The following is a 13219-nucleotide window of genomic DNA, read 5'->3' as shown; positions in this document are numbered from 1 at the left end:
AATTATCTTGCGATTCTTACCTATATTTTTTGTGAGCACTTAATGTTTTAAGTTACACGCTGATCTCTCAGCGCCGCACCTTCATCAAGCGCCCACACTTATCGGCTGTTATTTTTTAAAGAACTTGCTTCACTTGCCTTGCCGTTTTTCCACCTGATTAATGCGTTGTGATTAATCATGCCGTGGCAGCAATTCAAGACCGTTTTGCACTTGAAAATTCGCATCAACTGAATCGCTTCGTTGCTGCGTCTTGCTCAACGGGAGGCGAACTATAGCAAAGGGAATTGGACTGTGCAAGGTTTTTTTCTGCGCCTCGAATAAATTCCAAAAGGACAACCTTAACAATTCGAGCTACACCTCAGACTGAACAGTCACATAGCGCATCGGACACAACACGCTCCACAGGCTCTCCTGTTTGGCCGAAATCAATCCGTGCCATCCATTGGCCATGCAAGCTTTGCAGTGGCACGACACACTCTCCAGAAGACATTCCATGACTTCGTGCCCAGCGTCGGATGTATTCATCGGTACTCCAGGTTCCCGGCGACACCTTCGTACGATGCGTAACGTTGCTTGCCATAACTTTTCACTCCCAAACTATATCGACACATTTATGGCCTCATCTTCTGAGAACAAGGGCGAGTGCAGTAAAAGATTCAGCTTCGACTCTTTGGGGGGATGTGAAATGGCATGAAAGGCCCGAATTCAGCCTTGGCTTCAAGAGGTGTCGCGAGAGGACTTGGCGGAGGCGGTGAGATTCGAACTCACGGAGGGCGCAAACCCTCGCTGGTTTTCAAGACCAGTGCCTTAAACCACTCGGCCACACCTCCGGTCTGGGGATGCATCGATATGCGAGGTGACAAAAAGATTTGTCTTGATCGATGCAGACCGGATTATACCTGACACCCCAAACAACGTACTGCCCGACAGGAAATTTAGTTGAGGAACATCTGCTGCAGGTCGTTCAAGAAACGTCGACCCAGTTCCGTCGGGCGAATAACTTTGTGATCGCGGTAAAGCAATCCTTTTGCCTCGGCTTCGTTGAGCGATTTTTCAATTGTATTGAGGGTCAGGCCAGTGCGTTCGGCGAAGAGGTTCGGCTCAAATCCGCCATTCAACCGCAGCGCATTGAGCATAAATTCAAATCCGAGGTCGCTACGCTCGATCTCGAATTCCTCCTGGACTTGACCTCCAAGTTTCACTTGATCCAGATACGCTTTCGGCTGCTTGTACCGCATTTGGCGCACGATGCGATGGGGGAAGGAAATCTTGGAATGCGCCCCCGCGCCTATGCCGAGATAGTCGCCAAACTCCCAGTAATTCAGGTTATGACGCGCCTGACGCCGCAGCCTCGCGTACGCCGAAACTTCATAATGCTGGTAGCCGGCTTCCGACGTGAACTGCTGGATCATGTCCTGCATCTCGGCACTCGCGTCGTCGTCCGGTACTACCGGAGGATACTTCGCGAAATAAGTGTTCGGCTCCAACGTAAGGTGATAAAGCGACAGGTGCGGAGGCGCAAATCCTATGGCGATCGAAACGTCCTGGCGTGCCTCGTCAATGGATTGCGTCGGCAACGCGTACATGAGGTCGAGGTTGAAATTGTCGAAATTTGCATGCGCAATTTCCACTGCTCGTTTGGCCTCGTTGTCGTCATGAATACGCCCCAGCGCCTCGAGATGCCTTGCGTTGAAGCTCTGGATTCCGATCGACAACCTGTTGATGCCGCTTGTGCGGTACGACTTGAACTTCTCCGACTCGAAGGTTCCCGGATTCGCCTCCATCGTGATTTCAGCGGCGCCGTCAAGCGGGAGCAAGGTGCGAATATCCGACATCAGACGGTCGAGTCCTGCGGCCGACATGAGGCTGGGGGTGCCGCCGCCGATGAACACCGTATAGACCTTGCGCCCCCAGATCAATGGCAGCGCACTTTCGAGGTCGCTACGCAATGCCGCCAGGTATTCGTCCTCTGGGAAGCCGTTCTTGACCTCGTGCGAATTGAAATCGCAATACGGGCACTTCCTCATGCACCAGGGAAAGTGGACGTAGAGAGACAACGGCGGCAACGCGGTCAGGTGCAAGGCCCCCGGTTTGAGGAAGGCGTTGGCAGCCTCTAACGATGTCGCTTCGCTACTGCGGGAATGGATGGGTTTGATCGGAATCATCGCAATTTTTCAACGAGTGCGCGCAATGCCTTGCCCCTGTGCGATAGTCCGTTTTTCTCTTCGGCCGTCAGTTCGGCAACGGTCTTGCCAAGGTTGGGCAGCCAGAAATACGGATCGTAGCCGAATCCGCCCTCGCCACGTGCCTTGGCCATAATTTCACCATCCCAGCGCCCCTCGGCAATGACAGGTTGCGGGTCGTCGGCGTGACGCACGAAAACCAGCGCGCAGTAGTAGTAGGCAGACTTGTCAGCATGCGGTTCCAGGTCGGCGATCAGTTTTTCATTATTGCGCGCATCGGATTTTGGTTCGCCGGCATATCGCGCCGAATACACACCTGGCGCGCCTCCCAAGGCAGTGACGCAGACGCCGGAATCGTCGGCGAGCGCCGGCATGCCAGTGAGGCGTGCTGCGTGCCTGGCCTTCGCGAGGGCGTTCTCGACGAAGGTGATGTGCGGCTCTTCCGCTTCGGGCACGTTGAATTCGCCCTGCGCGTGGACGTCGAAGCCGACAGTGGCCAGCAGCTCGCGGAATTCCTTCAGCTTGCCGGCATTGTTGGATGCGAGAACGAGTTTGCGAGTCATGGGATCCTGAAAAGACAAGCGGCGCCAGCACTGCTGCTCGCGCCGCATATGTTGCGAAGAAAGCTTTTATGCGAGGCCGAGCGCGCCCTTTTGCAGCTTGATCAGATCGGAAATGCCGGCGTCGGCGAGATCGAGAAGACGGTTCATCGTCGACCGGTCAAATGCAGCCCCCTCAGCAGTTCCCTGCACTTCGACGAAGTGCCCCGCATCCGTCATGACAACGTTCATATCCGTGTCGCAGTCCGAGTCCTCGATGTAATCCAGGTCCAGCACGGGGATCCCTTGAAATACGCCAACCGAGATTGCGGCGACGAAGTGCTTCACCGGGATGGCCGGAATTACCTTGGCTGCAGCGAGTTTTGAAAAAGCGTCGTACGCGGCAACCATCGCGCCGGTAATCGAAGCCGTGCGTGTGCCGCCGTCGGCCTGGATGACGTCGCAATCGAGGTGCAGGGTGCGTTCGCCGAACGCGCTCAGGTCAAATGCCGCGCGCAGCGAGCGGCCGATCAGACGCTGGATTTCCTGCGTCCGCCCGGACTGCTTGCCCTTCGCGGCTTCGCGGTCCATGCGGCTGTGTGTCGAGCGCGGGAGCATGCCGTATTCGGCGGTCATCCAGCCCTGGCCCTTCCCTTTCAGGAAGCCGGGCACTTTTTCTTCGATGCTGGCGGTGCAGATGACTTTCGTGTCGCCGAATTCGACCAGGACGGAACCCTCTGCGTGCTTGGTGTAATTGCGGGTAAGTCGCACGGGACGGAGTGCATCAGCGGAACGACCGCTGGGACGTTTTTCAAACTGCATGGAGTGATCTCTTAGTTCTTGGAGGTGACGCGGGCGGTCTTCTCGATCGCTTCGCGGATTTCTTCAATTGCTTTTTCGATTTCGCTGTCGTTGAAGGCATCGGCCTGTTCAAGGTCCGCGTGGCGCGGCGCCTGGATGGTCGTCGTCACACTTCCGATTGGCAAGGTGTGCGTGGTGATCGTGGACGGCGAATCCTGCAGCACACTCGTACCCTCCCACATCATCGCAAGCGCAGTGACATTATCGCTCGTTTTTCCGGCGATGCCTGTCGCCGTCGCCAGCAGTTCCGGCACGGCGCGTACGACGGTCTGCGTATGCAGGCTTTGTGCGAGCACGTGGTCCGGCAAGACCGACCAGAGCCCGTCCGAACACAGCAGGATGACGTCGCCTGCCTGAAGGCTGGCGCGGCGCGAGAGTTCGACGATCGGCAGGTTGGGGGCGCCGAGGCAATTGAAAAGCTTGTTGCGGTCAGGGTGCGTGTCACGCTCGGACGGCGCGACCTTGCCCTGTGCAATCAGCGTTTCGATACGCGAGTGGTCGCGGGTGCGAGCAAGAATCTGCCCCTGTCGCATCCAGTAAAGCCGCGAGTCGCCGCAATGCGCCCAATAGGCGCTGTTGTGCTGGATGATGCAGGCAACGATCGTCGTGCGCGGTGTCTCCGGCAGGTTGTTGATTGCGCGATAACGGTGAATCTCGCGATGCGCAGCGAAGAAACTGTCCTCGAGAAATTTTTCAGGTTTCTTGATGTAGGGATTGGCGTTTTGCTGGAACAGCGAGCCGATCGTTTGCAGTGCGATCGTCGCCGCCATTTCACCCTGAATATGGCCGCCCATGCCATCGGCCAGCAGCAGGAGCAGCGCATCTCGGGTGAAGCTGTACCCCATGCGGTCCTGGTTGTTCTTGCGGCCGCCGATGTGGCTTTCCTGGTAGACGGAAAAACGCATGTGCCTGTCGCCTAGCGCGTGTTGTTATGGATGGTGGTACTGCCGACCTGCGATCCCTTGCCGAAACCGCTGAACATGTTCCGCAGCTTCGTAGTGACCTTCTCGATCAGATCCGGTTCCTTCTGTTCGACCACCGGCTCGCGCAGGGCCTTCTGAAGTGCGAAAACGCTCTGCGGACGCTCAAGCGGCTCGAGACGCAACGACCACCGAATCACTTGAATGAGCTCGCGCGAATACATGCTTTCCAATTTGCGGAAATGATCTTCCATGCGGTCGTTTGTCTTGCGCTGATCCGCCGGCTGCGGTGGCGCGCCAACCATGCAGGCGAACATCGACGCGCCGATGCTGTAGATGTCAGTCCAAGGGCCGAGGTTGCCATTCTTGACATACAACTCGGGCGGCGCAAAGCCTGGGGTATACATCGGATAGAGCTTCGGCTGGTCGGCCCTGAGCGTCTGGCGGGCTGCGCCAAAGTCGAGCAGGATCGGCGTGCCGTCCATGCGCAGGTAAATGTTCGCCGGTTTCAGGTCAAGATGCAGCAGCTTGTTGGCATGCACTTCACGCAGCCCGTTCATCACCTGGTTGAACATCTTGCGAATGAAGCGTTCCGACACGAGGGGACGTTCGCCCTTGTCGCGGCGGCGGATGATGTGATCCTGCAACGAGCGCCCGGACTCATACGCCATCACCATATAGACAGTGTCGTTGGCGCGGAAGAAATTGACCACGCTGACCACATTGGGATGGGAAATGCGCGCGAGTGCGCGGCCCTCTTCAAAGAAACACTTGAGGCCGATGCGGAAGACGGGCAGGTTTTCTGCTGAAATAGCAGGCAGCAGTTCGCCAGGCTGGCGCAGTGCCAGCGAGCTTGGAAGGTATTCCTTGATGGCGACGGCATTGCCATCTTCGTCATAGGCGAGGTAGACAATACTGAACCCACCGGACGCAATCTTCTTTACAATGCGATATCCAGCAATTTCGAGTCCATCCGGCAATGGAGCATTGTTTTGCGATGCCATATTCTTCGAATCAGGTTCCCTGAGAGTTGCTTAGGATTGTGTGGATAAATCACTGATTTGTAAAGCAAGGAAACATTTTGACGATCTCTAGCATGACCGGCTACGCGGTCACCACGCGCGAAACCGATGCAGGTACCTTGACCGTCGAACTGAAAAGCGTGAATTCGCGCTTCCTCGACCTCCAGTTCCGCATCAACGATGAATTTCGCAGCTTTGAACCGGTGTTGCGCGAAGCCATCATGGCACGCCTCAGCCGTGGCAAGGTAGAGTGCCGACTCAGTTTCGGGCGCAAGGCTGCCACCGGTAGCGCTCAGAACTTGAACGGTGATTTGCTCGACGCCTTATCAAGGATGCAACAGGAAGTGCGTCAACGCTTTCCGGACGCATCGCCCCTTACGATCAATGAGCTCCTGCGGTGGCCGGGCGTCGTTGCCGACGCGGAAGCAGGCCAGGAGGCCTTGCAGGCGGAAGTGCAGGCGTTGATTGGCGATGCACTGAACGCTTTCGTCGAGACGCGCGCGCGTGAAGGTGCGGCACTGCAGGCGATGCTGCTGTCGCGCGTCGACGAGATGGAAACGATCGTCCAGCGCATCACCCCTCTCATTCCGCAGGCGATCGCCCAGTTCCAGCAGAAGGCGACCGATCGCATGAAGGAAGCCCTCGGTGTTGCGGCGCCGAATGGCGGCCCGACGACCGTCTCGCGCGAGGAGGCGCTGGAGCGCATCCGCCAGGAAGTCACCCTGTATGGCATCCGTATCGACGTGGCAGAAGAACTGTCGCGCCTGTCCGCGCACCTTACCGAAACCCGGCATATCCTGAAAAAAGGCGGTCAGGTAGGCAAGCGTCTCGATTTCATGATGCAGGAACTAAACCGCGAAGCAAATACGGTCGGTTCGAAGGCTGCACTGAAAGAACTCTCCGACGCTTCCATGGCGATGAAACTGCTGATTGAGCAGATGCGGGAACAGGTTCAGAATCTCGAATGATCCCGACATTGTCTTTTTCACATCACAACCCGAAATCCCGTTTATGACCGAAGCCTTCAACCCGTCCGGCAGCCTGTTCATGGTGGTCGCCCCCTCCGGCGCCGGCAAGTCCACCCTGGTCAACGCCCTGCTGGCGCAGGAACCCGCCATCAAGCTGTCGATCTCCTTCACTACCCGCCAGCCTCGCCCGGGCGAGCAGGATGGACGCGAGTATCACTTCACCACGGTTGAGGATTTCCTCAAGCGGCGCGAAGACGGGGAATTTTTGGAATCGGCCGAAGTCCACGGTAATTACTACGGAACATCGCGCCTGATGATTGAAAAGGAGATGAAAGCCGGCCGCGACGTCCTGCTCGAAATTGACTGGCAAGGCGCACAGCAGGTCAAGAAACAGTTTCCGACTGCGGTTGAAATCTTCATCCTGCCGCCGTCCATCGCCGCGCTGGAAGAGAGACTGAAGAAGCGCGGGCAGGATGAGCCGCACGTGATTACGCGCCGGATCCTGGCGGCTGGCGGCGAAATCGCGCACGCCCCGGAGTCCGAATATGTTATTATTAATCAAGAGTTTGCGACTGCTTTGTCGGAGTTGACTGCAATCGTCAAAGCGTCCCGTTGCCGCTTCGCGCAACAGGCTGCACGCAACGCTTCCCTTTTCGCCCAACTGGGCATCCACGCTAATCTAAGCTGACACCGTATTTTCAGGAGCACTTATGGCCCGTATTACCATCGAAGATTGCCTCAAACAGATCCCGAACCGCTTCCAGCTGACCCTGTCCGCCACCTACCGCGCTCGCCAGCTCCTGCAAGGCCACACCCCGAAAGTCGAAGCCAAGGACAAACCTACGGTTATCGCCCTGCGCGAAATCGCTGCCGGCAAGGTCGGCATCGAAATGCTGAAAAAAGTCCCGAGCTAAGTAGCGCCAATGGCCATGCGGCTGATAAGCTTATTGTATGAACCTGACCCAACCAGATTCAGCACTATCAGTCGCTCCGAATAGCCGGGCATCGTCCGATCGCCCGGCATCCAAGCACCCCGATTCCCCCCTGAAGCCTGACCCGAACGCCGCCCAGAATGCGGGCGTCGCATCCGTCACCCTGCTGATGAACAAGCTGGGCGAATACCTTACGTCTTCCGAAATGAAGAAGGTGAAGGAAGCGTATCGGTTTTCGGATGAGATGCACCTCGGGCAGATCCGCAAGTCCGGGGAGCCCTATATCTCGCACCCGATTGCCGTTGCGGAAATCTGTGCCGACTGGAAGCTTGACGCGCAGGCCATCATGGCCGCCCTGCTCCATGACGTCATGGAAGACCAGGACGTCAAGAAGGAAGAGCTGATCGAGCGCTTCGGCGCTCCCGTCGCCACCCTCGTGGACGGTCTGTCCAAGCTGGACAAGATCGAATTCCAGAGCCAGATCGAGGCGCAGGCCGAAAACTTCCGCAAGATGCTGCTCGCTATGGCGCGAGACGTGCGCGTCATCCTGATCAAGCTCGCGGACCGGCTGCACAACATGCGCACCCTGGGCTTCATGAGCCCGGAGAAAAAGCGTCGCATTGCGCGCGAGACGATGGAAGTCTACGTGCCGATTGCACATCGCCTCGGCCTGAACAACATCTACCGCGAACTGCAGGACCTGGCGTTTTCGCACCTCTTTCCGGTGCGCTACAAGACGTTGTCGAAAGCCGTAAAAGCGGCGCGCGGCAACCGGCGTGAGGTGGTCAGCAAGATTCTCGAATCGGTGAACAACACACTGGCTGCCACCGGCATCAAGGCGCAGGTGTACGGACGCGAAAAGACGCTGTACGGCATCTACCGCAAGATGCGCAACAAGCACCTGTCCTTTTCACAGGTGCTCGACGTCTACGGTTTCCGCATCGTCGTCGACAGCTTTGCCAATTGTTACGTCGCACTGGGTACCCTGCACGCGCTGTACAAGCCGATGCCGGGCAAGTTCAAGGATTACATTGCCATTCCCAAGCTGAACGGCTACCAGTCGCTCCACACCACCTTGATCGGCCCCTACGGCACGCCGGTCGAGTTCCAGATCCGCACGCAGGACATGCACCACGTCGCGGAAGCAGGCGTGGCGGCACATTGGCTGTACAAGGATTCCGATGCGAGCCTGACCGACCTGCAACAGCGCACGCACGCCTGGCTGCAATCTCTGCTCGACATCCAGAAGCAGACGGGTGATTCCGCCGAATTCCTCGAACACGTCAAGGTCGACCTGTTCCCGGATTCAGTCTATGTCTTCACACCGAAGTCGAAGATCATCGCCCTGCCCCGCGGCGCGACGGTGCTCGACTTTGCTTATACGATCCATACCGACATTGGTGATCAGGCGATCGGCGCCCGGGTCAACCACGAACACTCCGCCCTGCGGACCGAGCTGCGCAACGGCGACATCGTGGAAATCGTTACGGCGCCGACTTCCCGCCCCAGCCCGAACTGGCTGACCTTCGTTCGCACCGGCAAGGCGCGTTCAGCGATCCGCCACCATCTGCGCACCATCAACCTCGCCGAATCGACCGAGCTGGGCAAACGACTCCTGGCGCAATCGCTGACGGCGATGCACATCGATCCGAATTTAGCGCCGGAGCTGGTAGAAAAGCTGTTGAACGAGTCCAGCGCGAAGTCGCTCGACGAGTTGTATGCGGATATCGGCGTAGGCAAGCGCATGGCGACGCTGGTCGCGCGCCATATCCGTACGCTGATGGAAAGCGATCCGACGACTACCCTGCCGCCGCTCGACAGCGAAAAGAAGAGCAACAAGCTGGACCCAGTTGCAATCAACGGCAACGAAGGCGTGTCCGTGCAGCTCGCGCAGTGCTGCCAACCCATACCGGGCGACGGCATTACCGGCCAGCTCAAGCGAGACCAGGGCATCGTCGTCCACACGACGGACTGCGAAGTCGCCAAGCGCCAGCATGCGAAGGAGCCGGACCGCTGGATCGAACTGGTGTGGGATGCCGAGCTGACCCGCCGCTTCGACTGCCGGATCAAGGTCCTGGTCGACAACGAGAAAGGCGTACTTGCGCGCGTCGCTGCAGAGATCGGCGAGTCCGATGCCAACATCACCTATGTCGGCATGGACGACGATCGCGACCATCTGATGAAGCAGTTGCATTTCACGGTACAGGTGGAAGACCGCATCCACCTTGCGCGCCTGATCCGCAACGTGCGCAAGATCCCCGGCGTGGCGCGAATCCTGCGCGAGCGAGGATGAGTTATGCGGCGTGTATGCTCTTGTGCATCCGCCGCAGTCCCAGCCACACCCCTCCCGCCACGAGCGGCAGCAGCAAACCGGTAGCGATATCCGGATTCACCAGCCATCCTGCCGCCTTGGCCGCCTTGCCCACGTAACTGAGCAACCCCAAGGTGTAGTACGAAATCGCCACGACGGACAAACCTTCGACGGCCTGCTGCAGGCGCAGCTGCTGCGCGGCGCGGGTGTTCATGGAGTGCAGGATCTGCCTGTTTTGCCGCTCCTGAACGATTCCGACGCGGGTGCGCAGAAGATCATTGGAATGAGCGATTCGCTCGGCAAGTGCCTCCTGCCTGCGCGCGATGGCCTGGCAGGTGTTCATGGCCGGTGTCAGGCGGCGGTCCATGAATTCCCCCACGGTAGGGAAGCCTTCAATCCGCGTCTCGCGCAATTCGTCAATGCGCGCGTGGACGAGGCTGAAATATGCCTGTGATGCGGAGAATCGATAGCTGTTGGCAAGCGAGAGCTTTTCGATGCGCGCAGCCAGCCCGGTGATTGTGCCGAGCAGGACTTGCTCATCATCCGTATCGGGAAGCTGGCTGCCGTTCGTGGTATCGGTGTTCACCATCGCCACGGTCAACATCGCCAGCTCGCCTTCGATCGCATTCAGCACCGGCGTCGCCTGTTGTGCATGCGGCAAGCCGAGCAGCGCCATCATCCGGTATGTTTCAATTTCGAGCACCCGTTGTACCAAACGTCCCGCCTGTTGTTCGTGCAGTCCGACATCGCGCACGACGAAGCGGCTGAAGCCGTCGGACTGGATGAGGAAGTCCGTCCACACTTCTCCGCCCTGCAGCACATGGCTGCCAACCAGCATACCGCCCTCGAAAACCCGCCCCAAGCCATGCGCAAAGTCCTCAGCCGAGCCGTTCGACTTGTCGAGTACAACGTGCGCCGCAACCATGATCTTGCCCTTCAGGCCTAGCAGCCACTCCTGCGGAAGCTGGAAGAGCGGCACCCGTTCGAAGGCCTCGGCCACAGAGACCGCATCCTGCCTGCCCGCGAAGGTATAGGTGGCGAATTCGGTATGGCACTCCCATTTCAGGCGGAAACGTCCGAAATCATGGAAGAAATATTTTGCTTCCTGAAGCGGTGGCGTGACGCCGAAGTGCGTGCACAACGCCGCGAGGAATGCGTGCTGCACACTGGCGTTGGATGTGGTGGGATCGCCTTCATCGCGGGTGTAGACCGCGATGTGTGTCAAGCTCTCCGGCGCCTCCAGCCGGAGGAACGGCCGGGAATGCACTTCCGCGGCCAAGGGTACCCGCAACGCATGGTTGAGGCTGGAATAAATCATCGTCATGGAATCGTCTGTCTTTTTTATAGGATATTTTTCTTCTTGCAAATTTTGTACCGGAAATGTGACGGTACATTGACGAAGTGCGACAGCGGCCGCACCAACCGGCGGGTAGCCGGCCCGAAATCAAGCGGCGGGAGGGTTATTTCGCCGGGTAGCTGACTTCAAGGATGGTGAGTTCATCCAGTCCCGCAGGTGTCTTGAGAACGACCGAGTCGCCTTCGCGCGCCTTGGTCAGTGCGCGCGCCACGGGAGAGATCCAGCTGATCTTTCCGTTCAGCGGATCGAGTTCGTCAATGCCGACGATCGTGACAGTATGTTCGTCGCCGGCCTGGTTTTCATAGGTCACCGTCGCACCAAAAAAGACCTGGTCGCTGCCATGGTGCACGGTCGGGTCGACGACTTCGGCGAGATCCAGCCGCTTGGTCAGGAAGCGGATGCGCCTGTCAATCTCGCGCAGCCGGCGCTTGCCGTAGATGTAATCGCCGTTCTCGGACCGGTCGCCGTTCGACGCAGCCCACGACACGATCTTGACGACTTCCGGACGATCGACATCGATCAGGCGCAACAGCTCATCCTTCATGCGCTGGTGGCCCTGCGGCGTCATGTAATTCTTCGAGCCGGCTGGAATGGCGGGAATGGCGCCTTCCAGTTCGTCATCGTCGCTGTCTGACTCTTTTACGAATGCCTTATTCATACGACATATTGTAGCGGCGGCGATGGGCGAACTGCAGTATTTACATCCAGCAACAAGATCAATTGGCGCTGCCTGAAGAGACGGTGTCGCTCCATTCGAACGCCGCGACCTGAAGCGCATTGAGCTGCTCGGACGACAGTCCCAGCTTGTCGAGCAAGGGAGCAAGCTGTGGACAGGCCGTGTCGATCTTCTCGATGCATTCCACAAGCCGCAACATGTCGCCATAAATCCCGCGACGTTCCAGCAGGGCGTCCCTCACCTCTGCAGCAACGGAAAGATGACGGAGGATTTCTTCCATCGGCAAGCCGAACAGCGCATCCATGAGCGAGAGTATGCCGACGGTGAAAGCAATGCCGGTCATGCAGCGATCGCCCGGGCGTATTGCGTCCGCGATCAGTTCCAGCAGCCTGCCACGCGTTGTCGCCAGTGCGAGCAGCGGCGATGCCGCAGCCTTCCCCTTTTCCGCCTCGGCATAAAGGAGGATCTGCAACCAGCGCTGGATCTGCTGTCGGCCGAGAATTTTCATCGCGTGACCAAGGGAATGGATCTGCTCCGGAACCCCGGCGCTCGGCGCATTGACGAGACGGAGCAAGCCCATGCCGAGCGATGCGTCATGCTTGATGCTGCTTTCGATGGCAGTCAGTTCTACATCCGACGCCAGCTGCGTCATCAGACGCATGATCGCGATCTGCGAGGGGGTCAGCTTCCTGCCGGCCAGGATGGTGGGCTTGGCGAAGTAATAGCCCTGGAAATAATCAAAATCCTGGTCGAGGCAATGCTGGAACTGTTCGAGCGTCTCGACCTTCTCGGCAAGCAGGCTTTTGCCGGACCGCTTGAACTTCCGACCGAGATGCGCCACGCGCTCCCGGCTGAGTTCACTGATATCGACCTTGACGATGTCGGCCAGCGGCAACAGCTTCTGCACGTTGGACGACTCGGCGACTACGTCGTCGAGCGCGATGGCATAGCCGGCGGCTGCAAGTTCCTGGACGCGCGCGACGATGCGTTCGTCCACTTCGACCGTCTCCAGGATTTCGAGGACAACCCTGTCGCGCGGCAGGAAGTGGATGAAGTCGCTCAGCAGCACGGCGGCATCGACATTGATGAATCCGAGCGAACTGCCAATCACGTTCGCCATGCCGAGTTCGGCGGCATGTGCAATCACCGACGCGGTCGCCGACAAATCATTCGTGACGTTCGCGGTATCCGCTCCGGCATCGCGAAACAGCAGTTCATAGGCGAACAGCTCCTGGTTGCGGTCCAGGATTGGCTGGCGCGCAAGAAAGAAGTCCCGCGCGCGATGCGCATGGACTGAAGTCTCCTGCGAGAAAGCGCGGGCTAGATTCTCCATGGCGATTTACCGTTGTGCCGCGAGCGACATGACGCGGACGTTTGTATCAATGATTGTACGGTCGGCGGACCGAGACGGTTTCACCGATTTCAAACTGATACATTTGTGCGACAGTGA

12 protein-coding genes and 1 tRNA gene are annotated in these 13219 nt (G+C 58.3%); 4 read left to right on the top strand and 9 right to left on the bottom strand.

The genetic code is table 11. The features are described from left to right. Positions 1–740 precede the first annotated feature (740 nt). From ACNOHI_RS23390 to ACNOHI_RS23365, 6 genes are all read right to left on the bottom strand, one after another. Positions 741–830: transfer RNA gene (locus ACNOHI_RS23390), tRNA-Ser, on the bottom strand. A 105-nt stretch (positions 831–935) separates the two neighbouring features. After that, the gene (hemW, locus tag ACNOHI_RS23385; RefSeq protein ID WP_420477126.1) at positions 936–2165 is read right to left on the bottom strand and encodes a radical SAM family heme chaperone HemW; all 1230 of its coding nucleotides are present in this window, start codon (positions 2163–2165) and stop codon (positions 936–938) included. After that, the gene (gene rdgB, locus ACNOHI_RS23380; protein WP_420477125.1) at positions 2162–2746 is read right to left on the bottom strand and encodes an RdgB/HAM1 family non-canonical purine NTP pyrophosphatase; all 585 of its coding nucleotides are present in this window, start codon (positions 2744–2746) and stop codon (positions 2162–2164) included. Before rdgB ends, hemW begins: the two co-directional genes overlap by 4 nt. Before the next feature lie 66 nt (positions 2747–2812). After that, positions 2813–3544 (bottom strand): ribonuclease PH, encoded by a 732-nt coding sequence (rph, locus tag ACNOHI_RS23375; RefSeq protein WP_420477124.1) that lies wholly within the window; start codon positions 3542–3544, stop codon positions 2813–2815. A gap of 11 nt (positions 3545–3555) precedes the next feature. Then, the gene (locus tag ACNOHI_RS23370; protein WP_420477123.1) at positions 3556–4488 is read right to left on the bottom strand and encodes a PP2C family protein-serine/threonine phosphatase; all 933 of its coding nucleotides are present in this window, start codon (positions 4486–4488) and stop codon (positions 3556–3558) included. A gap of 11 nt (positions 4489–4499) precedes the next feature. Beyond that, complete coding sequence (locus tag ACNOHI_RS23365) at positions 4500–5507, bottom strand: serine/threonine protein kinase (RefSeq protein ID WP_420477122.1); 1008 nt, start codon at positions 5505–5507, stop codon at positions 4500–4502. A 92-nt stretch (positions 5508–5599) separates the two neighbouring features. On the opposite strand from ACNOHI_RS23365, the gene ACNOHI_RS23360 reads away from it, so the two are divergent. Genes ACNOHI_RS23360 through ACNOHI_RS23345 form a run of 4 tightly spaced genes read left to right on the top strand, consistent with a single transcriptional unit; the run spans position 5600 to position 9718 of the window. Next, on the top strand, positions 5600–6493 hold the full coding sequence (locus ACNOHI_RS23360; RefSeq protein WP_420477128.1) for a YicC/YloC family endoribonuclease: 894 nt from the start codon (positions 5600–5602) through the stop codon (positions 6491–6493). 43 nt (positions 6494–6536) lie between these two features. Next, positions 6537–7181 (top strand): guanylate kinase, encoded by a 645-nt coding sequence (gene gmk / locus ACNOHI_RS23355; RefSeq protein ID WP_420477121.1) that lies wholly within the window; start codon positions 6537–6539, stop codon positions 7179–7181. 22 nt (positions 7182–7203) lie between these two features. After that, positions 7204–7407: a DNA-directed RNA polymerase subunit omega gene (gene rpoZ, locus ACNOHI_RS23350; RefSeq protein ID WP_420477120.1), complete on the top strand. Its 204-nt coding sequence runs from the start codon at positions 7204–7206 to the stop codon at positions 7405–7407. A gap of 37 nt (positions 7408–7444) precedes the next feature. After that, the gene (locus tag ACNOHI_RS23345; RefSeq protein WP_420477119.1) at positions 7445–9718 is read left to right on the top strand and encodes a RelA/SpoT family protein; all 2274 of its coding nucleotides are present in this window, start codon (positions 7445–7447) and stop codon (positions 9716–9718) included. Between the two features lies 1 nt (position 9719). Here ACNOHI_RS23345 and ACNOHI_RS23340 read toward each other — a convergent pair whose 3' ends face one another. The 3 genes from ACNOHI_RS23340 to ACNOHI_RS23330 form a co-directional block, all read right to left on the bottom strand. Next, a complete protein-coding gene (locus tag ACNOHI_RS23340; RefSeq protein ID WP_420477118.1) occupies positions 9720–11060 on the bottom strand; it encodes a DUF3422 family protein in 1341 nt (446 codons plus the stop codon). A gap of 136 nt (positions 11061–11196) precedes the next feature. After that, a complete protein-coding gene (gene greB / locus ACNOHI_RS23335) occupies positions 11197–11751 on the bottom strand; it encodes a transcription elongation factor GreB (RefSeq protein ID WP_420477117.1) in 555 nt (184 codons plus the stop codon). A 58-nt stretch (positions 11752–11809) separates the two neighbouring features. Further along, positions 11810–13102, bottom strand: a complete 1293-nt coding sequence (locus ACNOHI_RS23330; RefSeq protein WP_420477116.1) for an EAL and HDOD domain-containing protein — start codon at positions 13100–13102, stop codon at positions 11810–11812. Between the last annotated feature and the right edge of the window lie 117 nt (positions 13103–13219).

The sequence above is a fragment of the Noviherbaspirillum sp. ST9 genome, from assembly GCF_048799745.1.
GTDB lineage: Bacteria > Pseudomonadota > Gammaproteobacteria > Burkholderiales > Burkholderiaceae_D > Noviherbaspirillum.
Note: the sequence above shows the minus strand (reverse complement) of the source record. Positions and strands in the feature narration are given on the sequence as shown.

Bases quoted from the DNA above. Each gene is read 5' to 3' on its own strand.
- rpoZ (WP_420477120.1), top strand. From the start codon at position 7,204: ATGGCCCGTATTACCATCGAAGATTGCCTCAAACAGATCCCGAACCGC.
- greB (WP_420477117.1), bottom strand. From the start codon at position 11,751: ATGAATAAGGCATTCGTAAAAGAGTCAGACAGCGACGATGACGAACTG.
- rph (WP_420477124.1), bottom strand. From the start codon at position 3,544: ATGCAGTTTGAAAAACGTCCCAGCGGTCGTTCCGCTGATGCACTCCGT.
- ACNOHI_RS23370 (WP_420477123.1), bottom strand. From the start codon at position 4,488: ATGCGTTTTTCCGTCTACCAGGAAAGCCACATCGGCGGCCGCAAGAAC.
- hemW (WP_420477126.1), bottom strand. From the start codon at position 2,165: ATGATTCCGATCAAACCCATCCATTCCCGCAGTAGCGAAGCGACATCG.
- ACNOHI_RS23360 (WP_420477128.1), top strand. From the start codon at position 5,600: ATGACCGGCTACGCGGTCACCACGCGCGAAACCGATGCAGGTACCTTG.
- rdgB (WP_420477125.1), bottom strand. From the start codon at position 2,746: ATGACTCGCAAACTCGTTCTCGCATCCAACAATGCCGGCAAGCTGAAG.
- ACNOHI_RS23365 (WP_420477122.1), bottom strand. From the start codon at position 5,507: ATGGCATCGCAAAACAATGCTCCATTGCCGGATGGACTCGAAATTGCT.
- ACNOHI_RS23330 (WP_420477116.1), bottom strand. From the start codon at position 13,102: ATGGAGAATCTAGCCCGCGCTTTCTCGCAGGAGACTTCAGTCCATGCG.
- ACNOHI_RS23340 (WP_420477118.1), bottom strand. From the start codon at position 11,060: ATGACGATGATTTATTCCAGCCTCAACCATGCGTTGCGGGTACCCTTG.
- ACNOHI_RS23345 (WP_420477119.1), top strand. From the start codon at position 7,445: ATGAACCTGACCCAACCAGATTCAGCACTATCAGTCGCTCCGAATAGC.
- gmk (WP_420477121.1), top strand. From the start codon at position 6,537: ATGACCGAAGCCTTCAACCCGTCCGGCAGCCTGTTCATGGTGGTCGCC.